The organism is Streptomyces sp. Go-475 (assembly GCF_003330845.1).
Taxonomy (GTDB): Bacteria; Actinomycetota; Actinomycetes; order Streptomycetales; family Streptomycetaceae; genus Streptomyces.
Genome location: NZ_CP026121.1, coordinates 3,293,281 through 3,320,266, shown reverse-complemented (window position 1 = coordinate 3,320,266; position 26,986 = coordinate 3,293,281). Strand labels below are relative to the sequence as shown.

Below are 26,986 nucleotides of genomic sequence, written 5' to 3'. Positions count from 1 at the left end.
CCAGGGGCGCGGCCCTCCCCGTGCCGCCGGGTGCGGCCGGGGCCGTCCCGAGTCACAGACCGGGGCCGTCCCGAGTCACAGAAGGGACGGCACCTTCGCCGCCGCGACCTCCCGCGCCGCCCTTTCCAGCGCGCTGGCCAACAGTGCCAGGTCGGTCGGGCCGTTTCCGAGCTCCCGCACCGGACGCCGGGCCGGAGGGTCACCCATGCGGTGCCATTCCAGCGGTACGACCGTGGGGCGCAGCGTCGCCGTCCGGGGGATCCGGCCGGTGACCCGGCCGCCCTGGAACGGGGTCGTCCGCCCGTCCCCGCCCGTGAGGCTTCCCCGGCCGGGCGCCGGCTCGTCCGGGCCGGGGACCGGGGTGTCGAGCGTGACGCGCAGGGTGGCCCGGCGCGCCGGTTCCGTCTCCGCCGTGCGGGCGCACGGCCCGGTGGCCGCCACCAGGTGCACGCCGAGCCGCTCGCCGTCCCGGGCCACGGCCTCCAGCGCACGCATCACCGACCCGGCCGCGGGACGTCCGGTCGAGCCCAGCGCGGGGGAGACCAGCGCGTCCAGGTCGTCGACGACCACGACGAGCCGGGGGAGCGGGGGCGCCGCCGCCTCCGGCTGCCGCCGGGCCCCGCCGGGCCGCAGCCGCATCGTGGAACTGGGCGGGCTGTCGAGGTCCCCGGCCTCGGCCGGCGCGCCGCCCCGGGTGGTGGCCGTGCGCTGGGCGACCATACGGCCCGACAGCTCGCGCCCGGTGTGCCACTCGGCGAAGTCGGACCGCCCCAGCAGCTCGGCGCGCCGCTTCAGCTCGGCGGTCAGGGACTGCGCGAACTCACGCATCCGCACCGGGTCGTGCGCCGTGAGGTGCGTGGTGACATGCGGTACGTCCGTACAGACCCGCAGTCCCTCGCCGTGCCCGCCGCCCGCGCCCGGGCCGCCCCGGCCGTCGACCAGCACGATGCCCAGGCGGTCCGGCCGCTCGGCGGCGGCCAGCGAGGCGACGACCGCCCGCAGCAGCTCCGTACGGCCGCTGCCCGGCGGGCCCTCGATCAGCAGGTGCGGCCCCTGGACCGCGAGGTCCGCGCAGACCGGGCCGCGCGGTCCGGCGCCCAGCACCGCGCGCACCCGTCCGCCCAGCGCGTCGGTGTCGTCGGCGGCGTCCGCCCAGCGCGCCATCAGCGAGGCCGGGGTGGCCCGGGCGAGGCCCAGCTCGTCCAGCAGCCGGGCCGCCTGGGGCAGCGGTGCGGAGACGCGCGGCTGGGGCTCGCTCGACGTGCCGTCCGGGCGCAGCGGCGCCAGCGCCCGCGCGAACCGCTCGGCCCACGCCGGGGAGACGGCGTCGACGGTGGCGATGGTGCCGTGGCCGACGGGGCCGGCCGGTGAGCCGTCGCCGCCGACCCGGGCCACGCGCATCAGCCGCAGGGCCGTCGCCACGTCCCCGCTGAGCAGCGCGACGGCACCGCACTGCCGGAACGTGGGCGCCACCGAGCAGGCCGCCTCGTAGGTCTCCGTCACGGGCGAGGCCGGGGAGGCGGCGGCGGTCTCGGCCAGGCAGACGACGTGGATCCCGGCCCGGGGGCCCTCCAGCGCCAGCCGCGCGACGGCGTCCCGCAGGCCGGACCCGCCCGGGTCGCCGTCCACGACGAGGACGGTGTAGGGCCCCGGGAACGCGGTGGCCGGGTCTGGGGCGTCGTCCCGGACGGCCCAGGAGGGCCGGTTCGCGCGCGGAGGAACAGGGCCGTCGCCCCCACGGGGACCGGTCACCGGGGCGCTCGGCGCCGCGCCCGGGGCGCCGGTGACCGGGCTGCCGACCGGGCTGTCGGTCCCCGCGACCGGGCTGTCGGTCCCGGCTCCCGAATCGGCCAGGTGGTCCTCCAGGCGGCGCAGCAGCTCGTCGGTGCGGGCCGCGGCCTGTTCGCGGTCGTGGGCGAGGAGCAGCCGGCAGTCCTGGCCGTGCCCCGGGCGGACGTGCGGGAGCCAGCCCAGCCAGGACCACTCGGCAGTGCGCTCCTCCAGGGGACGGGAGCGGTCCGCGGCGATCAGGACGATCTCCAGCGTGTCGGGGGAGTGCAGCGCGGCGAGCTGCGCCAGCACGGCACGGGCCAGCCCGGCGAGCCGCGTCCGCGGCCCGGCCAGCCCCAGCGCGCCGACCTCGCGCAGCCCGGTCGTCACCGGCACGGCGGGCAGCAGGCCCGAGCCGTCCGGGGCCGCCCGGTCGGCCGTGCCGAGCCGCACGGCGAGCGCCTCGGGGTGCCCCGGCCCGCGCTCCCACAGCCGGGGGCCCGGGCCCAGCGCCGTCAGCAGCAGCGCGGCCGGGTCCGGCCAGGTCTCCGGCACCGCCGGCGTGACGACCGGGCGCTCGGCGACCACGTCGGCCGGCTCGTCCCCGTACGCCTCGCGCCCGGCCGCCGTCTGCTCACCACGCCCGCCGGCCCATCGCCGGGCCCAGGCCCCGAGCCCGCCGCGCTTACGCGCCCCCGACGGCATGTCGGTACCCCGGAGAGGAGTGCCCTTACGCCCACGACCGGCGCGCCCGTCTGGCGCCTCCGCCGACTCACCGACGCCGGCCCGAGCATCTGCCTCTCGAACGGCCGGGCCGGGGGTGCGGTTGTGGTCGCGTCCGGTGGGGTGGGTTCCGGTGGGAGGAGTCGCGTGAGGCACGGCCTGCCCGTGGGTGTGGTCGTGTCCGCGTCCGGTGGGCTGGTCCGGGCCGGTGGGAAGGCCACGCGTGTGCGGGGTGGGCTGCCCGTGGGCGCCGTCGTGTCCGCGTCCGGTGCGTTCGTCCGGGTGGATCGGGTTGTCGGTTCTGGTGGGGGAGGACGCGCGCGGGGCAGTCGGCCCGTCCGCGCCCCGGGGGGCAGGGGCGGTGCCGGCCGCGGTTCCGGTGCGGGGCCGCCCGGTGTCGTACGTCGTCTCGTCACGCGCGCCAGTGCCGCCCGGGGAGGCGTGGCCGGACGCCCCGGCTCCGGAGCGTCCCGCGTGCGTGTCACCGTCACCGCTGCCCGGCTGCGCCGCACCTCGCTGCTGGGGAGCCCGGAGCCAGCGCTCCGGCGAACCCGGGCGCGCTCCCTGCGGCCCGGGCGAGGGGTGCGCAGCGCCGGCCGTCCCCGACGGCGGCCCATCCCCGCCATCCCCGGACGTCCGCGAACGCGCCTCACCGCCGACGCCCTGAGGGGGCACCACGCCCCGGCCGCGCCCTGCGGTGCCCCGGGAGGGCGCCTCGCCCGGGCCGCCTCCCGCAGGGACATCGCCCCCTGCGCCCCGGCGCGGCACCGCGCTCCAGTCGCTGCCCGGGGTGACACCGCTGCCGCTGCCGCCCGGGCGGCCCGCGCTGTCGTTGCCCTTCGAACGGCCCCGGCTGCCGCTGCCCCCTGGGTGGACACCGCTGCCGCCGCCCCCCGAGCGCACCTCATCGCCGCTACTCCCCGGGTCGGCCCCGCCGCCCCCCGGGTGGACCCCGCCACTGCCCCCAGGCCGGGCCCCGCTGCCATGGCCGGGCGCCTGCGGCGCTGCGGAGCCCGCGCTCGCCGCACCGCCCTCGATACGAGCCGGACCGCCCTCGATCCGCGGCGCACCGCCCTGCCCCGGCACGACGGCCTGCCCCGACGCCCCGCCCTGCCCCGGCACCGCGGCCTCACCGGAACCCCGGCCCGTGGCACCCGGCGTACCCCAGGCCGCCGAGCCATAGGCGTGATGCGTGGGACCGGACGGCCCTGCCGGCGCCACACCGGACGACCCGGGGCGCGCCGCACCGGACGTCCCGGCCGAAGCTGGACCCGCGGCACCGGACGTCCCGGCCGAAGCAGGACCCGCCGCACCGGACGTCCCGGCCGAAGCAGGACCCGCCGCACCGGACGTCCCGGCCGAAGCAGGACCCGCCACACCGGACGTCCCGGCCGAAGCTGGACCCGCCACACCGGACGTCCCGGCCGAAGCTGGACCCGCGGCACCGGACGTCCCGGCCGAAGCTGGACCCGCGGCACCGGACGTCCCGGCCGAAGCAGGACCCGCGGCACCGGACGTCCCGGCCGAAGCTGGACCCGCGGCACCGGACGTCCCGGCCGAAGCAGGACCCGCGGCACCGGACGTCCCGGCCGAAGCAGGACCCGCCGCACCGGACGTCCCGGCCGAAGCAGAGCCCGCGGCACCGGACGTCCCGGCCGAAGCGGGTCCCGCCACACCAGGCGTCCCAGCCGCCGCAGGCCCCGCCCCACCAGGCGTCCCAGCCGCCGCAGAGCCCGCCCCGCGCGCGTACGAGGAGGGCGCGCTGTCCGCAGGTGCCGGTACGCGCACGTGTCCCTCCCCGTCCGGAGTCGTCTCCACCCGGCCGCCCCACGGCCCCCCGGCGGGAGCCAGCCGCAGGGCCGACTCGCCGATCCGCAGCAGCGCCCCCGGCGCGAAGCGCACCGCGCGGCTGCCCACGCGCGTGCCGTCCAGCGTCGTGCCGTTCGTCGAGTCCAGGTCGGCTACCGAGACGCGGCCGTCCGCGCCGACCGTCACCGCGCAGTGCAGCCGGGACACGTCCGGGTCGTCGAGGGGCACGTCCGCGTCGGCGGAGCGGCCGATGCGGATCTCGCCGCCGTGCAGGAGGTGGACGCCGCCCGCGTCGGGCCCGGCGACCACCTGGAGCTGGGCCGGGGCGTCGTCCCACTCGGGATGCGGCTCCGGCTCCCCGGGCGCGCCCACGGACAGCACGGCACCGTCGGTCAGCGGGGGCTCGCCGAGCGTGCAGCGCTGCGCGTCGAGCCGCTGCTCCCCGGCGTACAGAACGGGCGTGCCCGAGCCGTCACCGCCGGAGACCACCTGGGCGAGCGCCGAGGCCACCGCCGCGAGCGCCGTACCGGCGGGCGCCGTGACCAGGACGTCGCTGCGCGGGGCGCGGTCCCGCCCCGGCGCCGACGGGCCCAGTGGGTCTACGACGGTCAGCCGGATCTGCATCGCCGTCAGCGGTCCCTTCTGCCCGGGCGCGGAGTCCCCCACCCCGCCCCAGCACGTCGGCCAGTACTGCACGCATCCTCGCACCTGCCACTGACACCGCGCCCCTCGCTCCGGGACAAGTGATCTTGATTGGTCGGCTCTGCCCGCAAAAGTGCCTGAGAGATGACCCACAGGCGACCGGTTGAGATCAGTCACGTTCGTTACCGGCAACCACAAGACCGAGGTGAGCGTCTTTCCTTCGAACGGGTGTGGGAACCGATACGTAAGACCACAGGAGACCCACAGAAAGACGACACTCCGGTCCTCGGCCGCCCGGCACTACAGTGGATCGGACAGGCCAGCAGGCAAGGCAAGCACCAGGGAGCGCATGACGTGCGGCCGGTAGGCAGCAAGTACCTGCTCGAGGAGCCGCTCGGACGCGGCGCCACGGGCACCGTCTGGCGAGCCCGCCAGCGCGAGACCGCGGGCGCCGAGGCGGCCGTGCCGGGCCAGCCCGGCGAGACCGTCGCGATCAAGGTCCTCAAGGAGGAGCTGGCGAGCGACCCGGACATCGTCATGCGGTTCCTCCGGGAGCGCTCCGTCCTGCTCCGGCTGACCCACCCGAACATCGTCCGGGTCCGCGACCTGGTCGTCGAGGGCGAGCTGCTGGCGCTGGTCATGGACCTCGTCGAGGGCCCCGACCTGCACCGCTACCTGCGCGAGAACGGGCCCTTCACGCCCGTCGCCGCGGCGCTGCTCACCGCCCAGATCGCCGACGCCCTCGCCGCCAGCCACGCCGACGGCGTCGTCCACCGCGACCTCAAGCCGGCCAACGTGCTGCTCCAGCAGTACGACGGGCAGATGCACCCGCTGCTGACCGACTTCGGCATCGCCCGCCTCGCCGACTCCCCGGGCCTGACCCGCACCCAGGAGTTCGTCGGCACGCCCGCGTACGTCGCCCCGGAGTCCGCCGAGGGCCGCCCGCAGACCTCCGCGGTCGACATCTACGGCGCCGGCATCCTGCTGTACGAGCTGGTCACCGGCCGCCCGCCGTTCGCCGGCGGCTCCGCCCTGGAGGTGCTGCACCAGCACCTGAGCGCCGAGCCGCGCCGCCCCTCCACCGTTCCCGACCCGCTGTGGACGGTCATCGAGCGCTGCCTGCGCAAGAACCCGGACGAGCGGCCCAGTGCCGAGAACCTCGCCCGGGGCCTGCGCGTCGTCGCCGAGGGCATCGGCGTGCACGCGAACTCCGCGCAGATCGCCGCCGCCGAGGGCGTCGGCGCGCTCCTGGTGCCCGACCCGGCCCCCGCGCCGGTGCCGGACACGCCCGGCGCGGCCGACCCGACCCAGGTCCTGCCGCAGGGCGCGGGCTCCTACGACCCGAACGCCGCGACCAGCGTCATGCCGCACACCGGCGGCCCGGCCGGCGCCGCCGACCCCACCGCCGTGCTCCCCCACCGGGGCGAAACGGCCGACCCGACCGCCGTCATGCCGCCGGTCCCGCCGGGCGCGCCCGGTCACCCCGGCCAGCAGGGCCAGGGCGGTCCCGACGACCCGCACCCCTGGCAGAACCAGCTGCGGGCCGCCCGCGACCGCAACGAGCAGACGCAGGTCCAGTACCTCGACCCGGGCCAGGACCCGCTGCGCCGCCGCCCCCAGCGCCAGGTCGCCCGGCCGCAGCAGCAGCCCCCGCGCCGCCAGGCGCCCCCGCCCGGCCCCGGCTACGGCCACCCGCAACCGCAGCAGCCCCAGCAGTACGCCCCCCAGCGGCCCCAGCCGCCGCAGCGCTACGCCCCGCCGGCGCCCCCGGCCCAGCCCCAGCAGCCGCAGCGGCCCCAGCGCGAGCCCCGGCAGCCGAGGCAGCGCAGCGCCAACCCGATGCGCATCCCCGGCCTCGGGTGCCTGAAGGGCTGCCTGTTCACGATCGTCATCCTGTTCGTCGCCGGCTGGCTGATCTGGGAGCTGAGCCCGCTCCAGGAGTGGATCGGCACCACCAAGGGCTACTGGGACCAGCTCACCGACTGGTTCTCCACGGTGACCGGCTGGTTCGAGAAGCTCGGCGGGAGCGGTTCGGGCACGAACTGACCCGAACCGCCCTGCGGGGTTGGTGATTTGTCGACACCTGGCGGGTGATTTCCGCCCGGGCGGTGAAGGTTGGCTCCTCGGCCGCGTAGTTTTAGCGACAACACGCGTCGGTAGGAGCAGCCTTGGCACGGAAGATCGGCAGCCGGTACACCGCCCACCAGGTCCTGGGGCGGGGCAGCGCCGGCACGGTGTGGCTGGGTGAGGGCCCCGAAGGCCCCGTCGCCATCAAGCTGCTGCGCGAGGACCTCGCGTCCGACCAGGAGCTCGTCGGGCGCTTCGTCCAGGAGCGCACGGCCCTGCTCGGCCTGGAGCACCCGCACGTGGTGTCCGTGCGCGACCTGGTCGTCGACGGCAACGACCTGGCCCTCGTCATGGACCTCGTCCGCGGCACGGACCTGCGCACCCGCCTGGACCGGGACCGGCGCCTCGCCCCCGAGGCGGCCGTGGCGATCGCGGCGGACATCGCCGACGGGCTGGCGGCCGCGCACGCCGCCGGTGTCGTGCACCGGGACGTCAAGCCGGAGAACGTCCTGCTGGACATGCAGGGCCCGCTCGGCCCCGGCGGCTCCCACCGCGCGCTGCTCACCGACTTCGGCGTGGCGAAGCTCATCGACACCCCGCGCCGCACCAAGGCCACGAAGATCATCGGCACGCCGGACTACCTCGCCCCGGAGATCGTCGAGGGCCTGCCCCCGCGCGCCTCCGTCGACATCTACGCGCTCGCCACGGTCCTCTACGAGCTGCTCGCGGGCTTCACCCCGTTCGGCGGCGGCCACCCGGGCGCGGTCCTGCGCCGGCACGTCACGGAGACGGTCGTCCCGCTGCCCGGCATCCCCGACGAGCTGTGGCAGCTGCTCGTGCAGTGCCTGGCCAAGGCCCCGGCCTCCCGGCTGCGGGCCTCCGAGCTCGGGGCGCGCCTGCGGGAGCTGCTGCCGATGCTGGCGGGCATGCCGCCGCTGGAGGTCGACGAGCCGGACACCGAGCAGGCCGAGGAGGCCGACCGGGAGGAGCAGCCGGCCGGTCCGGCACCGGCCGGCAAGCAGGTCCGGCGGCGGGGCGCGGTCCCCCTGGTGCCGGGCGCGAAGCCGGCCGACTCCAACCGGGACACCCACACCTCGATGCGCGTCCCGGCCCCCGACGAGCTGGCCGGCGGCGCCCACGGCACGGCCCGGGCCCCGCGCGCGGCGGGCGCCCCCCGTCCCGGCTCCGCCCGCAACCGCGCCGCGACCCGGCGCCGCCGGGTGGCCCTGGGCGCCGGCGCGGTCGCCCTGGCCGCGGCGGTCGGCGTCGGGGCCTGGCTCTCCTCGTCGGACGACGGCGGGGGAACGCCTCCCCAGGACACGAAGAACTCGGCGCCCCAGTCCCCCTGACCCCCGGGCCGTGCCCGCCCGCACCGGCCGCCCGGCGCTGCCCGCCGGGCGGAGCCGTTACGCTGGAGGGCGTGGCAGTCGTCGACGTATCCGAAGAGCTCAAGTCCCTCTCCTCGACCATGGAGTCGATCGAGGCCGTTCTGGACCTCGACAAGATGAGGGCAGACATCGCCGTGCTCGAGGAGCAGGCGGCCGCGCCGTCCCTCTGGGACAACCCCGATGAGGCGCAGAAGATCACCAGCAAGCTGTCCCACCTCCAGGCCGAGGTGCGGAAGGCCGAGGCCCTGCGCGGTCGTATCGACGACCTCGGCGTCCTCTTCGAGATGGCCGAGGAGGAGGACGACCCGGACACCCGCGCCGAGGCCGAGTGCGAGCTCGCCGCCGTGAAGAAGGCGCTCGACGAGATGGAGGTCCGCACCCTCCTGTCCGGCGAGTACGACTCCCGTGAGGCCCTGGTGAACATCCGCGCCGAGGCCGGTGGCGTCGACGCCGCCGACTTCGCCGAGAAGCTCCAGCGCATGTACCTGCGGTGGGCCGAGCAGCGCGGCTACAAGACCGAGATCTACGAGACGTCGTACGCGGAAGAGGCCGGCATCAAGTCGACCACCTTCGCCGTCCAGGCGCCCTACGCGTACGGCACGCTCTCCGTCGAGCAGGGCACGCACCGCCTCGTGCGCATCTCGCCCTTCGACAACCAGGGCCGGCGGCAGACGTCGTTCGCGGGCGTCGAGGTCCTGCCCGTGGTCGAGCAGTCCGACCACGTCGACATCGACGAGAGCGAGCTGCGGATCGACGTGTACCGCTCCTCGGGCCCCGGCGGCCAGGGCGTGAACACCACGGACTCCGCGGTGCGCATCACCCACCTCCCCACCGGCATCGTCGTCTCCTGCCAGAACGAGCGCTCGCAGATCCAGAACAAGGCCACGGCGATGAACGTCCTCCAGGCCAAGCTGCTGGAGCGGCGCCGCCAGGAGGAGCAGGCCAAGATGGACGCCCTCAAGGGCGACGGCGGCAACTCCTGGGGCAACCAGATGCGTTCCTACGTGCTGCACCCGTACCAGATGGTCAAGGACCTGCGCACCGAATTCGAGGTCGGCAACCCCGAGGCCGTGTTCAACGGCGAGATCCAGGGGTTCCTCGAAGCCGGAATTCGCTGGCGCAAGCAGCAGGAGAAGTAAGTTTGTCGACAAGGCAACTGCCGACGTCAGGGCGGCAGTTGCCTTTTCTGTGCCCGCTTCTGTGCCGGCATGTCTGGGTTTTACATCACACTCACAGGCTCAGAGTCCCGGCATAGCCCCCGTAGTTGGACATGGCGCACGCAAACGCCCTTGACGTGTCTTTGAAAAATGGGAAGGGTAAAGCGCGGCATGCGTGTCTCTGGGGCGCATGTGAACCGGGGGGCTTTTCACCGCAGCTGTCCCCGTCGAGCACAGCCCCGAGCGCTGCCTAATGACGATGAGCTACTGGGGGTAGCAACCACATGACGAAGAAGACGCGGATCCGTGTCGCGCGGATAGCGGCCGGCGCCGTGATCGCCGCCGGTGCCTCGCTGACCGCCGCCGGTGCCGCATCCGCCGCGGAGAACGAGGACTGCCTGCTCGGCATCCTGTGCGCCGAGGAGTCGCCGGTCCCGACTCCGCCCACCACTCCGCCGGTTCCGACCGAGCTTCCGACGGACCCGCCGACCGGCCTCCCGACCGACCCGCCGGTGACCGACCAGCCCACCGACCTGCCCACCGACCCCACGGACGAGCCCACCGAGCCGACCGAGGACCCGACGAGCCAGCCCACCAACCCGGGCAACGGCAACGGCGGCGGCAACGGTGGCGGCAACGCCAACGGCGGCAACGACGGCGGCGGCAACAACGCCGACCCCGACGGCGGCACCTCCCCGCAGCAGGAGGGCTCCTCGTCCCTCACCGACATCGGGTCGGACAACACCCCGGCCCCGCAGCAGGCCCAGGCCGGCGGCCCGGAGCTCGCCGAGACGGGTGCCGCGCAGACCACCTTCCTGGTGCTCGGCGCCGCCACGATGATCGCCGGCGGTGTCGGCTTCCGCGTCCTGCCGCGCCTCATGGGCGGCCGGGGCGGCGCCGCCGCCTGACGGTAGGCGCGCCCCTACGGACCGTAGGCGCAGTACGACGTCGAGGGCCCGGAGCGAAACGCTCCGGGCCCTCGGCCGTGTCTTCGGGGGCGCCTACGCCCTTGCGCGCCCCGGTGCGCCCTGTTCCGCGGACGCGCTCCGCTGCGCCCTTACGCGGTCTGGTGCGCCAGCAGGGCCACCGCCGCGATCAGCACCGTCAGCAGGGCGATCAGCGCCATCGGGTTCAGATTCGCGAGGAAGTTCTCCTGCTGCAGCCGCTCGCGGTTCGCGCGGCACACGGGGCAGCGGCCCTCGCTCACGGGGGCCGCGCAGTTCGCGCACACCAGCCGGTCGTACGTCATGCGCTTGCCCTCCTTGCGCCGGTTCCACGTACCCAACGTTCGTGGGGACGGGAATGTTCCCCTCTCCACTGTGCCAGGTTCCTCCGGAGGCCGCGCGGTTCAGTGCCGCAGGAGTGGTGGCGCGGGGGTCGGTACAAAACGGCACATCCATGGCGCAACCACGGTCGGTGACTGCGGTGCCCTACCCGGTTCGCGTATGGTCACGCTCATCTACCCCCGGCGACCCGTGGTGCATCCGTGATCCGATTCGACAATGTCTCCAAGGTCTACCCCAAGCAGACCCGCCCCGCCCTCAGGGATGTCTCCCTGGAGGTCGAGAAGGGCGAGTTCGTCTTCCTCGTGGGGTCCTCCGGCTCCGGAAAGTCCACCTTCCTGCGGCTGATCCTCCGCGAGGAGCGGTGCAGCCACGGACAGGTGCACGTGCTGGGCAAGGACCTCGCCCGCCTCTCCAACTGGAAGGTGCCGCAGATGCGGCGCCAGCTGGGGACGGTCTTCCAGGACTTCCGCCTGCTGCCGAACAAGACGGTCGGCGAGAACGTCGCCTTCGCGCAGGAGGTCATCGGCAAGTCGCGCGGCGAGATCCGCAAGTCCGTGCCGCAGGTGCTCGACCTCGTCGGGCTCGGCGGCAAGGAGGACCGGATGCCCGGCGAGCTGTCCGGTGGTGAGCAGCAGCGCGTCGCCATCGCGCGGGCCTTCGTCAACCGGCCGAAGCTGCTCATCGCCGACGAGCCCACCGGCAACCTCGACCCGCAGACCTCCGTCGGCATCATGAAGCTGCTCGACCGCATCAACCGGACGGGCACCACCGTGGTGATGGCCACGCACGACCAGAACATCGTGGACCAGATGCGCAAGCGCGTCATCGAGCTGGAGAAGGGCCGCCTCGTCCGCGACCAGGCCCGCGGTGTCTACGGCTACCAGCACTGAGACCGCTTCCCGAGATCCACGGAAAGGCATAACCAGCCGCCATGCGCGCCCAGTTCGTCCTGTCGGAGATCGGCGTCGGTCTCCGCCGCAACCTGACGATGACCTTCGCCGTCATCGTCTCCGTCGCCCTGTCGCTCGCCCTGTTCGGCGGGTCGCTCCTGATGAGCGACCAGGTCAACACCATGAAGGGCTACTGGTACGACAAGGTCAACGTCTCGATCTTCCTCTGCAACAAGTCCGACGCCGAGTCCGACCCCAACTGCGCCAAGGGCGCGGTCACGGACGACCAGAAGAAGCAGATCAAGGCCGACCTCGAGAAGATGAACGTTGTCCAGACGGTCACGTACGAGTCGCAGGACCAGGCGTACAAGCACTACAAGGAGCAGTTCGGCGACTCCCCGCTGGCCAGCTCCCTCACGCCGGACCAGATGCAGGAGTCGTACCGCATCAAGCTGAAGGACCCGCAGAAGTACCAGGTCATCGCGACCGCCTTCGACGGGCGGGACGGCGTGCAGTCCGTGCAGGACCAAAAGGGCATCCTGGACAATCTGTTCGGGCTCCTCAACGGCATGAACTGGGCCGCGCGCGCGGTGATGGCGCTCATGCTCGTCGTAGCGCTGATGCTGATCGTCAACACCGTGCGCGTCTCGGCGTTCAGCCGGCGGCGCGAGACCGGCATCATGCGCCTGGTCGGCGCCTCGGGCTTCTACATCCAGGCGCCGTTCATCATGGAGGCCGCGGTCGCCGGACTCATCGGCGGCACCCTCGCGTGCGCCTTCCTGCTGATCGCCCGGTACTTCATCATCGACCACGGCCTGGCGCTGTCCGAGAAGCTGAACCTGATCAACTTCATCGGCTGGGACGCCGTCCTGACGAAGCTGCCGCTCATCCTCGCCACGAGCCTGCTGATGCCCGCGTTGGCCGCGTTCTTCGCGCTGCGCAAGTACTTGAAGGTGTGACGCATACCAAGAGGGGCCGTGCGGTCAACCGGCCGTACGGCCCTTCCCCTTGTCCTAGACTCACCGGCATGTCAGGTCGTGACCCGTTTCGTCAGCCCCGCCGCATCCGCCGCGGAGCCGCCCTGACCTTGCTGTTCACGAGCGTGCTCGTCGCCGGCGCGGCCACCGGCGCGTTGCCGCAGGCCGACCGGAAGTCCCCGCCGGACGAGGCCGGTTCGGCCGCCTCGGCCGGGCACCACGCGGCGGTCACCAGGGCGGCCGAGGAGGCCCTGGCCGACGGCAAGTCCCCGATGGAGGCCGCCAAGCGCGCCGTCAGCCGCAGCGGGGACCGCTGGGGCGCCGTCTACTCCGAGGGCGAGTACGAGGAGTTCGAGGACGCCCTCGACGGCCAGTACACCGGCGTCGGCCTGTGGGCCCGCAGCGAGCGGAACGGCCGTATCGCGGTGACGAAGGTGCGCGCCGGGTCGCCCGCGGCCGCCGCCGGGATCCGCCCCGGCGACCTGCTGCGCAGCGTCGACGGCCGGCCGGCCGACGGGCGGCCCGTCACGGAGGTCGTCTCCTTACTGCGCGGGGACGCCATCGACGCCCCCGCCGGCACCACCGTCCGCCTCGGCCTGGAGCGCGGCACGCGCGCGTGGACCGAGACCCTGCGCCGCACCCAGCTGTCCACCGACTCGGTCACCGTCCGGCAGGTCGCCGGCCCGGTCACCGTCATCCGGGTCGCCACCTTCACCAAGGGCTCCGGCGACCAGATCCGTAAGGCCCTCCGGCAGGCCCCGCCCGGCGGCGTCGTCCTCGACCTGCGCGGCAACTCCGGCGGCCTGGTCACCGAGGCCGTCACCGCCGCCTCCGCCTTCCTCGACGGCGGCCTCGTCGCCACGTACGGCGTCGACGGCGAGCAGCGCGTGCTGCACGCCGAGCCCGGCGGCGACACGACGAGACCTCTGGTCGTGCTCGTCGACGGCGGGACGATGAGCGCGGCCGAACTCCTCACCGGCGCCCTGCAGGACCGCGGACGGGCGCTGGTCGTGGGCTCCCGCACCTTCGGCAAGGGCTCGGTCCAGATGCCGAGCCGGCTGCCCGACGGCTCCGTCGCGGAGCTGACCGTCGGGCACTACCGCACCCCCTCGGGCCGCGGGGTCGACGGCCGGGGCATCACGCCCGACCTGGAGGCCGACGAAGGGGCCCTGCAGCGGGCCGAGAGCGTACTGCGCGGCCTGGCGACCCCCTCGTAATCGACTTCCCGCGACCCCCCTCCGTAGTGCGAAAATGGTCGGCACTATGGCTAAGGAAAAAGGGCGCAAGCTGATCGCGCAGAACAAGAAGGCGCGGCACGACTACCACATCATCGACACCTACGAGGCCGGTCTGGTCCTCACCGGGACCGAGGTGAAGTCGCTGCGCCAGGGACGGGCGTCGCTGGTCGACGGCTTCGTGCAGATGGACGGGCACGAGGCATGGCTGCACAACGTGCACGTGCCGGAGTACAGCCAGGGCACGTGGACCAACCACAGCGCCCGCCGCAAGCGGAAGCTGCTGCTGCACCGCGCCGAGATCGACAAGCTGGAGTCGAAGTCGGGCGAGACGGGTCACACCATCGTGCCGCTCGCGCTGTACTTCAAGGACGGCCGGGCCAAGGTCGAGATCGCACTGGCGAAGGGCAAGAAGGAGTACGACAAGCGGCAGACGCTCCGCGAGAAGCAGGACCGCCGCGAGGCGGAGCGGGTGATCTCGGCGGTGCGCCGGAAGGAACGGGCGTAGGAACCCGTCCCGTCCCGTCCGGTCCGGTCCGTCGCCGGGAATACGCTGGCATCGTCCGGCGTTGGTCACGTACGATGGCACCTGCACCTCACAGCGGGTGCGGGCCCCCTCGCGGGGCGGTTTGAAAAAACAACATGGGGATGATCGGTTTCGACAGCGGCTGTCGAAGCAGGGGAAGCGTGTCGAGGAAGCGGCCATGATCTCGTAAACCACAGGCCGAGAAAAATAATCGCCAATTCCAAGCGATCCATCTCCCAGGGCGAGCTCGCCCTCGCTGCCTGATCTTCAGGTAGCGAGCAGCGGCTCCCCTACTTAAAGGGAGTGTCAGCCCGGGGGTGTTCCCGACCCGGATCCTGGCATCATCTAGGGAACTAAACCTCGATCCCGGTCACGGGGTGAAGAGGGAAACCAAACAGTGACTGGGCCCGTCGGAGACTTGTCGGCGTGATCTCCGGGGCCGAGAAAAGCACAGCCGACTGCACACGGAGAAGCCCTGGTTCCGCACCGTTGGACGCGGGTTCGATTCCCGCCATCTCCACTCATCCCATGTGGGCGAAGGCCCCGCCGCTTTCCAGCGGCGGGGCCTTCGTCATGTGTGGCTCGTACTGGCCCGTTCCGTCAGGCGCGGGGGCAGCAGGGCCGTCTGTGGTGCGGGGGTGCCGGAGTCGTTTCGCAGTAGTAGGTCCACCGCGTGGGTGCCCAGTTCCGCGGACGGCACGGTGACCGACGTGATCGTCGGAGGGATGTCGGTGCCGACGGCCATGAGCGACAGGTCCTCGGGGATGCGCAGGCCGAGGTGCCGGAGGGCCGTGAGCAGGGGGTCCAGGAGGGGGTCGTTCTGGACGATCACGGCCGTCGGGGCGGGGTGGGCGCGCAGCAGGCGGTCCGCGAGGGCGCGGGCCGCGGGCGGGGACGGCTCGGTGGGGTGCACCGAGGAAGCCACGCCGTGCCGGTGGGCCGCGGCGGTGAAGCCCTCGACCAGGCGGCGGGCCGAGGCGGTCTCGCGGAGGTAGACCTCCGGCGGTGAGCCGGCCAGGGCCACCGATCGGTGGCCGAGGCCGGCCAGGTGGTCCACGCACGCCTCGCCCGCCGCGCGGTAGTCCAGGTCGACGCAGGCCAGACCCCGCGGGTCGGCGGGGAGGCCGAGCAGCACGACCGGGGGATCCACGGAGCGGAGCAGGGGCAGGCGCGGGTCGTGGAGGGCGATGTCCGTCACGAGTAACGCGTCCACCAGCGCCGATCCCCGGACGCGGGCCAGGCCCTCCTCGTGGGTGAGGAGCAGAACGTCGTGGTCGTACGCGCGTGCCGCCGTCACCACCGACTGCGTCAGCCGCATCATCGCCGGTACGTCGGTGCCGCCGCGCAGCGGAGCCGCCACGGCCAGGACCTTCACCCCGCCGTGCGGCGGCGCGTCCGACCGCGGCCGGTAGCCCAGCTCCCGGGCCGCCGCCTCCACGCGGCGCCGGGTCTCCGGCGAGATCGGGCGCTTGCCGCTCAGCGCGTAGGAGACGGTGCTGGGGGAGACCCCGGCCCGGCGTGCCACGTCCGTGATCCTGACCATCAGGCCGGCTCCAGCGTCAGGGTGCCGGTTCCGGCCGCCGCCCGCACCTCGCGGTCGCCGCAGGCCAGCGCCCAGGGGGCCGACGGGTCGCTGCACGACGCCCGCAGGGTGCCCGCGTCGGACACGACCGTGAAGGTCACCTCCCCGACCCGTACCGTCGTCTCCTCGCCCGGCCGCAGGCCGTACGCCCGGAGCGTCACCCCGTCGGCGTGGTCGTAGTCCGGGCGGTCGTCCCGCGCGCCCACCGGGAGCACCGCGCCCGGCCGCACCAGCAGCGGCACGCTCAGGAAGTCGTGCCGCTCGCGCACCCAGCGCGGGCCCGTCACCGTCTCCCCGGTGACGAAGTGCGTCCAGGTGCCCTCGGGGACGTAGTACGAGACGTCGCCCTCGTCGCTGAAGACCGGTGCGACCAGCAGGTCCGGGCCGAGCATGTACTGCCGCTCCAGGTGCGCGCAGCCCGGGTCGTCCGGGAACTCCAGCACCATCGCCCGCATCATGGGCACGCCGTCGGTGTGGGCCGTGCGGGCCGCCTCGTACAGGTACGGCATGAGGCGCAGCTTCAGCCGGGTGAAGTGCCGGGCCACCTCGACCGACTCCTCGTCGAAGAGCCAGGGGACCCGGTAGGAGCTGCTGCCGTGCAGACGGCTGTGGGAGGAGAGCAGGCCGAAGGCCAGCCAGCGCTTGAACAGGGCCGGGGTGGGGGTGCCTTCGAAGCCGCCGATGTCGTGGCTCCAGAAGCCGAAGCCCGACAGGCCGAGGGAGAGGCCGCCGCGCAGCGACTCCGCCATCGACTCGTACGTGGCCTCGCAGTCGCCGCCCCAGTGCACCGGGAACCGCTGGCTCCCCGCCGTCGCCGAGCGGGCGAAGAGGACGGCCTCCGCCTCGCCGCGGTGCTCGCGCAGCACCTCGAAGACCGTGCGGTTGTACAGGTACGTGTAGTAGTTGTGCATCCGCTCCGGGTCGGAGCCGTCGGACCAGACCACGTCGAGCGGCACCCGTTCGCCGAAGTCGGTCTTGAAGCAGTCCACGCCCTGCGCGAGCAGCGCCTGGAGCTTCGAGGCGTACCAGTCGCGGGCGGCCGGCGAGGTGAAGTCGACCAGGGCCATGCCCGGCTGCCACATGTCCCACTGCCAGACGCTGCCGTCCGGGCGGCGCAGCAGGTGCCCGAGCGCCTTTCCCTCGGCGAACAGCGGGGAACGCTGGGCGATGTACGGGTTGATCCAGACGGAGACGCGCAGGTCACGAGCCTTCAGACGGGCGAGCATGCCCTCCGGGTCGGGGAAGACCCGCTCGTCCCACCGGAAGTCGCACCAGTGGTACTCGCGCATCCAGAAGCAGTCGAAGTGGAAGACAGACAGGGGGAGTTCGCGTTCCCGCATGCCCTCGATGAAGGACGTCACCGTCTCCTCGTCGTACGAGGTGGTGAAGGACGTCGACAGCCACAGGCCGAACGACCAGGCGGGCGGCAGGGCCGGGCGGCCGGTCAGGGCCGTGTATTTGCGCAGGATGTCCTTCGGGGTGGGGCCGTAGATGACGTAGTACGTCAGCTCCTGGGTCTCGGCGCTGAACTGCACCCGGGACACGACCTCCGAGGCGACCTCGAAGGACACCTTGCCGGGGTGGTCGACGAAGACGCCGTAGCCCGCGTCCGTGAGGTAGAAGGGCACGTTCTTGTAGGCCTGTTCGCTGCACGTGCCGCCGTCGGCCTGCCAGATGTCGACGACCTGCCCGTTCTTCACCAGCGGGCCGAAGCGTTCGCCGAGGCCGTAGACGGACGTGCCGACCTTCAGGACCAGCTGTTCGCGCAGGTGGTGGGCGCCGTCCGGATCCCGCATGATGCCCGTGCTCTTGTGGCCGCTGCCGGTGAGCGTGCGGCCGTGCGCGAGGAACTCGACCTGCCAGGGGCCGCCGCGGGCGAGCCGGACGGTCAGGTCGCCCGAGGTCAGGGTCGCGTGCTCGTCGTCGTACGCGAGCTGCGGGGCGGTCTCCGACGCCGAGATCCCGAACGCGGGGCCCTGGGGCCGGCCGCCCGTGAGATGCGTCAGCGTCAGGCCGATGACGTCGGGCATGGGGGTGTGGGCGGTGACCGTGAGGACGGGGCCCGTCATCAGGTCGCCGCGGGAGCGGATGGGCCGGGTCGGCGCGTGCATCTCCAGCGTGCCGTCCGACTCGACGACGTCGAGCACTTCGGCCGGGTAGGCCGCGGTGACGCCCTCGCGCAGGAGCCAGTAGCCGTCGGTGAACTTCATGTGGGGGGTCCCTCACTTCACGGCGCGTGATCGAAGCGCTTCGACAGCTGAACGTATGTGGGGGTGTGGGAGGGCGTCAATGGGTTGTGCACGTGAGGGTGAAGCGATTCGACGCCACGGTCAGGGACAACGCCAGGGCCAGGGCCGCCGCCGTCACCGGGACGCCGTATCCGGCCGTCGCCGACACGTGCTCCACCATCCAGCCGCCGAGCGCGCTGCCACCGGCGATACCGCCGAGCAGGCCGGTCACCGCGAGGGTCATGCCCTCGTTCAGCCGGCCCTCGGGGGTGCGCTGCTGGACCAGCGTCATGGTGGTGACCATCGTCGGGGCCGTCGCCATGCCGGCGACCAGCAGGGCGCCCGCCAGGAGCGGGAGCGAACCGGTGAGCGCGGCGGCGAGCAGCGGGAGGGTCAGCAGTGCGGCCATCGTGGCCACGCACCATGACAGGCGGGCCGCGGCCGGCCCCGCCGGCTTCACGGCGCCGTACACCAGGCCCGCCGCGCACGACCCCGCCGCCTGGAGCGCGAGCACGGCACCCGCCGCCGAGGAGTGGCCCCGCGCGTCCGCGAAGGCGAGCGTGACGACCTCCGTCGAGCCGAAGATCCCGCCCATCGCCAGGCAGACCGTGAGCAGCGGGGGCATACCGGGGGCGCGCAGCGGCGCCTTCGCGGGTATCCGCTCCCGGACCGGCGGTTCCGTCGCGCGCCGGGACGTGAACAGGACCATGCCGGTCAGCAGCAGCACCGCGCCGGCCAGCGTGCCCGCCTCCGGGAAGAACGCCCCGCACAGGAAGGCCGCGAGCACCGGGCCCAGCATGAAGCACAGTTCGTCCACGGCCTGCTCGAAGGAGTTGGCGGTGTGCAGGGCCTCGGCGTCGCCTGCCAGCAGATGGGCCCAGCGGGCCCGGGACATGCCGCCGGTGTTGGGGGTCGTGGCGGTGGCGGCGTAGGAAGCGAACAGGGTCCAGTCCGGGGCGTCGTGGCGGACGCAGAGCAGCAGGGCGAGGGAGCCGAGGACGGCGATCACCGTGGCGGGCAGGGCCACCCGGGCCTGGCCGTACCGGTCGACGAGCCGCGCGGTCCAGGGCGCGACGACCGCGGTCGCCGCGAGGCCCGTCGCCGTGACGGCACCGGCCAGGGCGTACGAGCCCCGCGTCCCGGCGATCATGACGACGGCGCTGACGCTGAACATGCCCATCGGCAGCCGGGCGATCAGGTTCCCGGCGGTGAAGGCACGGGCGCCCGGCAGCCGGAACAGACGGCGGTACGGGGAGAGTGGCGGCATGCGTCCACCGTCGCCCGGGGGTGATCAAGCGGTCCAACACCTGTTCCGCGCGGAATCACGCACCTGCGTTGTCAACGGCCGGAAGCCCATGGCGGGAAACTCCCTGGCGAGAAATGTTCGCTCCCTGTTCTCCCTGTTCTCCTTGTTTTCATACAGGGATATGGAGATTACTGATGCTCCTCATGGCGCATGGAAAAGATGCTCATTGGGGAAAATCCTTCACTCGTTTGCCGCGCATCCGGCGAAGTGGGGAGGCGGTTAGTCGGTACATGACCGAGGCGACCAGGAAAGACGGTTGGGCGGTAACGCTCGGCCCATACACCTACATTCCGGCTCCAGCGCACTCGTCGGCCACCGTCAACGGCACGCTCACCAAGGCCGGTTGCCCGGTCACGCTGCAGGTGACCGAGCCGGTGCTGCGCGATTTCATCGACGCCATGAGCACGCTGGAAAAGGATCTCGCCCGACGGTGGATCAGTGCAACGGAATGGCCCGCCTTCGCGCTTGCGGAATAGTCGGGCCGCCGGCATGTACGACAAAGGAATCGAGGGCACCGGACGGCACCGGGCTCCGGCCCGGGATTTCATCACCCCCCTGACACCGCCGGATCCGACCTGGGACCCGGCCGAGGAACTGGCGTTCATCCTCGAGGAGGCCCTCGGGGAACAGGCGGCGCGGATTCCCGGGCCGCGGGACGAGGAACCGGCCGAGGCCGCGGAGCCGGCCCCGGCGCCGGGCGCGCACATGAGGCGGCTCCAGGACATCACCGAGGAACTGCCGCCCGTACGGGACGTCCCCCGCCGTCACCGCAAGGTCCGCACCCGCAGGGCCCCGGGCGGCCTGCTGCGCACCACCAGCTTCCTCGTCGCCGCCCTGGCGGCCGTCATCGCCTCCGCCGTGAGCCTCCTGAGCGGCATGGTCGCCTACGACCCCCTGCGCCTGGTCGCCGTGTCCCCGGCGGAGCGGAACCTCCGCACCTGGTGGCCCCTCCTCGTCTACGGGCCCTGGCTGGTGGCGTCCCTGTCCGTCCTGCGGGCCGCGCTGCACCAGCGCCGTGCCGCGCACTCCTGGTGTGTGGTCGTGGTCTTCTCCTGCGTGGCCGTTCTGCTGTGCGTCGCCCAGGCGCCCCGGACCGTCCTCGGCACGGCGGCGGCCGCGCTGCCCGGGCTCGCCGCGCTGGCGTGCTTCCAGCAGGTCGTCCGGCAGATCACGCTGACGCGCCCGCCGCTGCGGCCGGTGCCCCGCCACCGGGTGGGGCCGGGAGCGCCGAAGGAGGCGCCGGCCGGCGAGACCGAGACCGCGGCCGGGGGCGAGGCGACGGGCGAGAGCGAGACCCCTGGGCGGGGCGACTCCTGAGACGGGGGGCGGCGTCCCCTGGTGCGCGGCTCCCCGACCGGCCCCGGCGCGGCGGGCGCGGGTCATCGTTCTCTGAACCTTCGACCCGCCTCCGCCGACTCCCCGGCCGCCCCCGGGCGGCGGGCGCGGGTCACCGTTCCCTGAACCCCCGACCCGCCCCCGTTGTAGTTTCCCCCCATGCCCGCCCACCTCGACCCCCGTCTCCTACGTGCCTTCGTCACCGTCGCCGAGGAGTTGCACTTCACCCGCGCCGCGGTGCGGCTCCACCTGGCGCAGCAGGCGCTCAGCCGGGACGTGCGGCGGCTGGAGCGGGAGTTGGGGGCCGAGTTGTTCGTGCGGACCACCCGGCAGGTGACGCTCACGCCCGACGGGGAGCGGCTCCTGCCGTACGCCCGCCGGGTGCTCCGGGCGCAGGACGAGCTGCTCGCCGCCTTCGACCAGGCCCGGCCCCTGCTGGTGGACCTCAACTCCCCGGGCCTGGTCACACCGCGCCGCGTCCTGCACCGGGCCCGTGAACTCGCCCCGGAGCACGAGCTGATGGCCCGCTACGAGAGCGGCCTGACCGGAGCCGCCGGCGAGCTGCTCGCGGGCCGGCTGGACGCGTCGTTCGGACGCTTCGCCGGGCTGGACCCGGCGCTGCGGGCCGGGCTCGACCACCAGCCCGTGCGGTACGAGCCGATGGCGATCGTCCTGCCCGAGGACCACCGGCTGGCCGCGCCGGCGGAGGTGCCGCTCGCCGAACTGGCCGGCGAGACCGTCTACGCGGGCGCCGGCAACGCGCGCACGCCGGAGTGGACCGGCCTCGCGCGGCTGCTGTTCGAGGGACGCGGCATCGAGATCGCGCCACCCGCGCCGCTGGCCGTGGGGGAGGAGGAGTTCCAGCGGGTCATGGCCAGAACGCGCCATCCGGTCCTGGCCGTCGTGGGATTTCCGGCCATGCCGTCGACGGTGTCACGGCCCCTGGTCGACCCCGTGCCGCTGTCCCCCGTCTCACTGGTGTGGCGCAGGGGCCTGACCCACCCCGCGTTCGACGCGCTGCGCCGGGCCGCGGCCCTGCTCGCGGCGGAGGAGGGCTGGCTGCGGCGGCCCGCCGGGACGTGGGTTCCCGCTGGTGACGATGTCCTCATGAGGTCTCGCGACCGAAACGATTCGACACGTCGTCCACACATAACCTCCGCGTGCGCTACATTCGACGCCTGAGCACGGTGTGGTAATAGGGGGGCGCTCGGACGGGTTGGGGGCCCGGTCCGACGACGGGTGCTCAGGTCGTACGCGCACCTGAACCATCCCGTGGGGGGAAGTGCGTACGCGTGACAAAGTGGCGAGAAGACGCCCAACCCGAGTGGCCCGAGGCCGCGTCGGCCACCGGTGAAGTCCCCGCGGACGGCATGGGCCGGGACCGCAGAGTCACCCAGGTCTTCGCCGGCGACGTCCGGCTGACCGAGCGCCGGCGGCCCGGCGCGACGGAGATACTGCGCGGGATTCCGCGGCAGAGCGAGGGCGAGGCCGACTCGCTCGCACCGGGCACCGGGCCCCGGCCCGCCGTCCGCGACCCCTGGCGGGAACCGGAGGAAGCCGGCCTGCCCGGGCCCGGCCACGATCCTGCCGGGCACACCAGCGACCCTGCCGGGCACACCAGCGACCCTGCCGGACGCACCCACGATCCGCACGAGGTCACGGTCCAGCTCGACGCCGTCCAGCTCGGGGACGGTTTCCTGCGGCAGGTCAAGGAAGGCGCCGGTGTCGGTCCGGCCCCGGCCGACCGGCCCGTCTTCGTCGACGAGTCCGGCCGCCGCAGCCGCCGCTTCCGGCGGATCGGCATGGTCATCGCCCTGGCGTGCGGCGTCTACGCCGTCGTCATCGTCGCCACGCTGCTGTCGGGCAACTCCAACGCGCCCTGGCTGCCCGTGCCGGGCAAGAAGGAGGGCCCGCCGGCCGGGCAGGTCGAGACTCCTCCCCTGCCCGCCGAGTCGGCCCCGGCCGGCGGCAGCGGCGCCACCGCCCCGGGCAGCACGCCGACGACCGACGAGGTCACCGCCCCCTCGCCCGGTCCCAGTGCCCTCGAACCCGTGGCCTCCGCCGGGCCCGGCCGCACCGGCACGACCGCCGACCCCACGCCGACCGCGACCCGGACCACCCCGGCCCCGGGCACCGGCGTGACCGACCCGGGCCCGAGCGAGCCGGCGAACCCGCCGAGCCCGCCCGTGTCCTCCCCGACACCGACCGGCGGCACCACACCCGAGCCGCCGACCGAGACCACGGGCACCGGCGGGGACGGCGGCACCGTCGCCGACGGCCCGGCCGCAACCCAGCCCATCGCCCAGACACCCGCCGCCTAGGGGACGTCCGCACGTTCGCGCCTGCCCCGCGACGCCTGGCACGCACGTTCCCCCAGCGCTCGGCTTCGCCCGGGCAGGGGGCCCCAGGACACCGCAGGCCCCGCCGCCGGGCGAACGACGCGACTTCGCGGACCCCCTGGCCATCGGTACCGACCTCTGGTCACCCGTACCGACGCCTGGTCACCCGTCCCGACCCTGGCCACCCGTACCGACCACCTGCCCGGGCGTGCCCGGCCCGCCGCGTGACCGTCCCCGCACCACCCTCCCCGCACCACCGGAGTACCACCACCCATGGCATCCCGTACCAGCCGTCCCGGGCCCGCGCCCCGAGCCCGTGGCGGCTCCAGGCGGCGCCGCCTGCCCCTGCGCCTGCTGCTGCCCCTGCTCGTCCTCGTCGCGCTGATGGCGATGCTCATGCTGCGCGGCTACGTGCACAGCGAGATCCTCGCCGACCACCGCGTCGGACCGCCGGCCGCCAACGACCGCGTACCGAAGGACATCCTCAAGGGCGGGCCCGTCATCGACACCCGGGACGGGAAGCCCGCCGGCCTGGAGCTGCCGGACCACGAACTGGTCCTGACCTTCGACGACGGCCCGGACCCGATGTGGACGCCCAAGGTCCTCGACGTGCTGAAGAAGCACGAGGCCCACGCCGTCTTCTTCATCACCGGCACCATGGCCTCCCGCCACCCGGACCTCGTGCAGCGCATGGTCGACGAGGGCCACGAGATCGGGCTGCACACCTTCAACCACCCGGACCTGTCGCTGCAGAGCAAGAGCCGCATCGACTGGGAACTGTCCCAGAACCAGCTCGCGCTCGCCGGGGCGGCCGGCATCCGCACCTCGCTGTTCCGCCCGCCCTACTCGTCGTTCGCGCACGTCATGGACAACAAGTCCTGGCCGGTGACCGAGTACATCGGCAGCAAGGGCTACATCACCATCGTCAACGACACCGACAGCGAGGACTGGCGCCGGCCCGGCGTCGAGAAGATCATCAGCAACGCCACGCCGAAGAACGGCGAGGGCGCCATCGTGCTCATGCACGACTCCGGCGGCGACCGCTCCCAGACCGTGGCCGCACTCGACCGGTTCATCACCGGGCTGAAGGACCAGGGCTACCGCTTCGACACCCTCACCGCCGCCCTGGACGCCCCCAGCGCGCACACCCCGGTCGCCGGGCTGGAGGCGGTCAAGGGCGAGGCGTGGGTCTTCCTGGTGCAGGCCTCCGAGAAGATCACCGGCGTTCTGGTCGCGGGCCTCGCCGTCGTCGGCGTGCTCGTCTTCGGGCGTCTCGGGCTGATGCTGATCCTGTCCGTCGCGCACGCCCGCCGGGTGCGGCGGCGGAACTTCAGCTGGGGCACGCCCGTCACCGAACCGGTGTCGGTGCTGGTGCCCGCCTACAACGAGGCCAAGTGCATCGAGCAGACGGTCCGTTCCCTGGTCGCCAGCGACCACCCCATCGAGGTGCTGGTCATCGACGACGGTTCCAGCGACGGCACCGCCCGTATCGTCGAGAACCTCGGCCTGCCCGGCGTACGGGTCGTCCGCCAGCTCAACGCGGGCAAGCCCGCCGCGCTCAACCGCGGGATCGCCAACGCCCGCCACGACATCATCGTGATGATGGACGGCGACACCGTCTTCGAGCCGACCACCGTCCGCGAACTCGTGCAGCCCTTCGGCGACCCGCGCGTCGGCGCCGTCGCCGGCAACGCCAAGGTCGGCAACCGCGACTCGCTCATCGGCGCCTGGCAGCACATCGAGTACGTGATGGGCTTCAACCTCGACCGCCGCATGTACGACGTGCTGCGCTGCATGCCCACCATCCCCGGCGCGGTCGGCGCGTTCCGGCGCAGCGCGCTGGAACGGGTCGGCGGCATGAGCGACGACACGCTCGCCGAGGACACCGACATCACCATGGCCCTGCACCGCGACGGCTGGCACGTCGTCTACGCGGAGAAGGCCATCGCCTGGACCGAGGCCCCCGAGTCCGTGCAGCAGCTGTGGTCCCAGCGCTACCGCTGGTCGTACGGCACGATGCAGGCCATCTGGAAGCACCGCCGGGCCCTCGTCGACCGCGGACCCTCGGGCCGCTTCGGCCGGGTCGGGCTCCCGCTGGTCTCCATGTTCATGGTCGTGGCGCCGCTGCTCGCCCCGCTGATCGACGTGTTCCTGCTGTACGGGCTGGTGTTCGGCCCGACCGAGAAGACCATCGGCGCCTGGCTGGGCGTCCTCGCCGTACAAGGGGTGTGCGCGGCCTACGCGTTCCACCTCGACAAGGAACGCATGACCCACCTCATCTCCCTGCCGCTCCAGCAGCTCCTCTACCGGCAGCTCATGTACGTCGTCCTGCTCCAGTCCTGGATCACCGCGCTCACCGGCGGCCGGCTGCGCTGGCAGAAGCTGCGGCGCACGGGAGCGGTGGGGCTGCCCGGGGGCGGAAGCCCCACGCCCCAGCGGCAGATGGACGGGAGGCCGGTCGCATGACCACGGCACCCGTGACCACGGCTCCGAGGCGGGAGCAGACCCCCTCCGCACGCCCCGGACGCGACCGCTACTTCGACCTGCTGCGCGCCCTCGCGCTGTTCCGTGTCGTGCTGTACCACCTGACCGGCTGGGCCTGGCTGCCGCTGGTGTTCCCGTCCATGGGCGTGATGTTCGCGCTCGCCGGCAACCTCATGGCCCGCTCGCTGAAGCGCCCGCCGGTCCAGGTGATCCGCGGCCGGCTGCGGCGGCTGCTGCCCCCGCTGTGGCTGCTGGGCGTCGTCGGCGTCACCGGCATGGTCCTGCAGGGCTGGGGACCGGACGCGGACGGACACCCCGGCTGGTGGTGGCTCCACCTCACCTTCTGGATCGTGCCGTTCAGCGACCCGCCGTACGCCGAGGGCCTGCCCGGCGTGCACGGCTTCATCGGCGAGAACTGGGCGGCGGACCTCGCCGGGCCGCTCTGGTACATCCGCGCCTACCTCTGGTACGTCCTGCTGTCCCCCTTCCTGCTCAAGGCCCTGCGCGCCCTGCCGGTCGTCACCCTGTCCGCGCCGATCGTGCTGGCCGTCGCCTTCGAGCAGGGCTGGCTCACGCTCCCCGGCGAGCGGATCCCCTCGGCGCTCACGGACTTCTCCACGTTCGGCGCCTGCTGGATCCTCGGCATGGCCCACCAGGAGGGCATCCTGCGGCGGCTGCCGCGCTACATCGTCCCGTCCGTGGCGCCCGTCATCGCCCTGGCCGGTCTCTGGTACGCCCTGCACCACGACTTCGGCACCGGCAACGACCTGGACAGCATGCCCCTCGCCCAGGCCCTGTGGTCCTTCGGCACGGTCCTGCTGCTGCTCCACGTCAGCCCGTCCTGGTCCGAGTGGCCGGGCAGGCTCCGCCGCTGGGCCGGGGCGATCGGCCTGCTCAACTCCCGGGCCGTGACCATCTACCTGTGGCACAACATCTGCATCCTGGTCGCCGCCACGCTCTGGGACCGGCTGTGGGGCTTCCCCGTACTGGAACAGAACGTCCCCGGACTGCTGGAGAGCCCCTGGCCGGTGCTGGCCCTGGTCTGGGCACTCATCGGCGCCTGCGTCCTGGCGTTCGGCTGGATGGAGGACCTGGCGGCGAAGCAGAAGCCCCGGTTGTGGCCGGGAAGTGAGCCTCGGGTCAGGGTTCGCGGGGGCCGGAGGCGTTCCGCACCCGACGGGTGAGCCGGGCCGCATCGACGGGGGCGGGCGTGAGCATCACCGGCAGCATCAGCCCGGTCGG

At 73.5% G+C, this 26,986-nt stretch carries 20 protein-coding genes and 1 other RNA gene; 16 read left to right on the top strand and 5 right to left on the bottom strand.

All coding sequences use genetic code 11. The features are described from left to right. Positions 1–75: 75 nt before the first annotated feature. Positions 76–4,791, bottom strand: a complete 4,716-nt coding sequence (locus C1703_RS15185; RefSeq protein ID WP_232840757.1) for an FHA domain-containing protein — start codon at positions 4,789–4,791, stop codon at positions 76–78. On the opposite strand from C1703_RS15185, the gene C1703_RS39695 reads away from it, so the two are divergent. The 5 genes from C1703_RS39695 to C1703_RS15165 all read left to right on the top strand — a co-directional run bounded on the left by C1703_RS39695 (position 4,763) and on the right by C1703_RS15165 (position 10,464). Beyond that, positions 4,763–5,020: a hypothetical protein gene (locus C1703_RS39695; protein WP_232840816.1), complete on the top strand. Its 258-nt coding sequence runs from the start codon at positions 4,763–4,765 to the stop codon at positions 5,018–5,020. The genes C1703_RS15185 and C1703_RS39695 overlap by 29 nt on opposite strands. A gap of 278 nt (positions 5,021–5,298) precedes the next feature. Continuing rightward, positions 5,299–6,990, top strand: a complete 1,692-nt coding sequence (locus C1703_RS15180) for a serine/threonine-protein kinase (protein WP_114253184.1) — start codon at positions 5,299–5,301, stop codon at positions 6,988–6,990. A gap of 122 nt (positions 6,991–7,112) precedes the next feature. Further along, entirely contained in the window at positions 7,113–8,360 is a 1,248-nt protein-coding gene (locus C1703_RS15175; RefSeq protein WP_114253182.1) for a serine/threonine-protein kinase, read from the top strand. A gap of 71 nt (positions 8,361–8,431) precedes the next feature. Further along, positions 8,432–9,538, top strand: coding sequence for a peptide chain release factor 2 (prfB, locus tag C1703_RS15170; RefSeq protein ID WP_114253180.1), 1,107 nt, complete (start codon positions 8,432–8,434; stop codon positions 9,536–9,538). Positions 9,539–9,840: 302 nt separating this feature from the next. Further along, positions 9,841–10,464 carry an LPXTG cell wall anchor domain-containing protein gene (locus tag C1703_RS15165; RefSeq protein ID WP_114253178.1) on the top strand — a complete coding sequence of 208 codons (624 nt, stop codon included), beginning with the start codon at positions 9,841–9,843 and terminating at the stop codon, positions 10,462–10,464. A 149-nt stretch (positions 10,465–10,613) separates the two neighbouring features. Here C1703_RS15165 and C1703_RS15160 read toward each other — a convergent pair whose 3' ends face one another. Further along, positions 10,614–10,805, bottom strand: a complete 192-nt coding sequence (locus tag C1703_RS15160) for a hypothetical protein (RefSeq protein WP_031113103.1) — start codon at positions 10,803–10,805, stop codon at positions 10,614–10,616. Between the two features lie 237 nt (positions 10,806–11,042). Between C1703_RS15160 and ftsE the strand changes: the two genes are divergently transcribed. From ftsE to ssrA, 5 genes are all read left to right on the top strand, one after another. Next, a complete protein-coding gene (ftsE, locus tag C1703_RS15155; protein ID WP_003990615.1) occupies positions 11,043–11,732 on the top strand; it encodes a cell division ATP-binding protein FtsE in 690 nt (229 codons plus the stop codon). A gap of 41 nt (positions 11,733–11,773) precedes the next feature. Continuing rightward, a complete protein-coding gene (ftsX, locus tag C1703_RS15150; RefSeq protein WP_114253176.1) occupies positions 11,774–12,691 on the top strand; it encodes a permease-like cell division protein FtsX in 918 nt (305 codons plus the stop codon). A 68-nt stretch (positions 12,692–12,759) separates the two neighbouring features. Then, the gene (locus C1703_RS15145) at positions 12,760–13,926 is read left to right on the top strand and encodes a S41 family peptidase (protein WP_198678177.1); all 1,167 of its coding nucleotides are present in this window, start codon (positions 12,760–12,762) and stop codon (positions 13,924–13,926) included. Positions 13,927–13,972: 46 nt separating this feature from the next. Then, on the top strand, positions 13,973–14,452 hold the full coding sequence (gene smpB / locus C1703_RS15140; protein WP_114253174.1) for an SsrA-binding protein SmpB: 480 nt from the start codon (positions 13,973–13,975) through the stop codon (positions 14,450–14,452). Positions 14,453–14,588: 136 nt separating this feature from the next. Further along, positions 14,589–14,993, top strand: a transfer-messenger RNA (tmRNA) gene (gene ssrA / locus C1703_RS15135). A gap of 48 nt (positions 14,994–15,041) precedes the next feature. On the opposite strand, the gene C1703_RS15130 is transcribed toward ssrA, so the two are convergent. From C1703_RS15130 to C1703_RS15120, 3 genes are all read right to left on the bottom strand, one after another. Next, positions 15,042–16,013, bottom strand: coding sequence for a LacI family DNA-binding transcriptional regulator (locus C1703_RS15130; RefSeq protein WP_114253172.1), 972 nt, complete (start codon positions 16,011–16,013; stop codon positions 15,042–15,044). Beyond that, on the bottom strand, positions 16,013–18,262 hold the full coding sequence (gene yicI, locus C1703_RS15125) for an alpha-xylosidase (RefSeq protein WP_114253170.1): 2,250 nt from the start codon (positions 18,260–18,262) through the stop codon (positions 16,013–16,015). Before yicI ends, C1703_RS15130 begins: the two co-directional genes overlap by 1 nt. A 76-nt stretch (positions 18,263–18,338) precedes the next feature. Continuing rightward, on the bottom strand, positions 18,339–19,547 hold the full coding sequence (locus tag C1703_RS15120) for an MFS transporter (RefSeq protein WP_114253168.1): 1,209 nt from the start codon (positions 19,545–19,547) through the stop codon (positions 18,339–18,341). A 269-nt stretch (positions 19,548–19,816) separates the two neighbouring features. Between C1703_RS15120 and C1703_RS15115 the strand changes: the two genes are divergently transcribed. The 6 genes from C1703_RS15115 to C1703_RS15090 all read left to right on the top strand — a co-directional run bounded on the left by C1703_RS15115 (position 19,817) and on the right by C1703_RS15090 (position 26,928). Next, a complete protein-coding gene (locus C1703_RS15115) occupies positions 19,817–20,062 on the top strand; it encodes a hypothetical protein (RefSeq protein ID WP_114253166.1) in 246 nt (81 codons plus the stop codon). A 13-nt stretch (positions 20,063–20,075) separates the two neighbouring features. Continuing rightward, complete coding sequence (locus C1703_RS15110; RefSeq protein WP_232840491.1) at positions 20,076–20,903, top strand: hypothetical protein; 828 nt, start codon at positions 20,076–20,078, stop codon at positions 20,901–20,903. A 177-nt stretch (positions 20,904–21,080) separates the two neighbouring features. Beyond that, the gene (locus tag C1703_RS15105; RefSeq protein WP_269803204.1) at positions 21,081–22,103 is read left to right on the top strand and encodes a LysR family transcriptional regulator; all 1,023 of its coding nucleotides are present in this window, start codon (positions 21,081–21,083) and stop codon (positions 22,101–22,103) included. A gap of 110 nt (positions 22,104–22,213) precedes the next feature. Beyond that, positions 22,214–23,242, top strand: a complete 1,029-nt coding sequence (locus C1703_RS15100; protein WP_232840490.1) for a hypothetical protein — start codon at positions 22,214–22,216, stop codon at positions 23,240–23,242. 291 nt (positions 23,243–23,533) lie between these two features. After that, the gene (locus tag C1703_RS15095) at positions 23,534–25,726 is read left to right on the top strand and encodes a glycosyltransferase (protein WP_114253164.1); all 2,193 of its coding nucleotides are present in this window, start codon (positions 23,534–23,536) and stop codon (positions 25,724–25,726) included. Continuing rightward, positions 25,723–26,928 carry an acyltransferase gene (locus tag C1703_RS15090; protein ID WP_114253162.1) on the top strand — a complete coding sequence of 402 codons (1,206 nt, stop codon included), beginning with the start codon at positions 25,723–25,725 and terminating at the stop codon, positions 26,926–26,928. Before C1703_RS15095 ends, C1703_RS15090 begins: the two co-directional genes overlap by 4 nt. Positions 26,929–26,986: the final 58 nt, after the last annotated feature.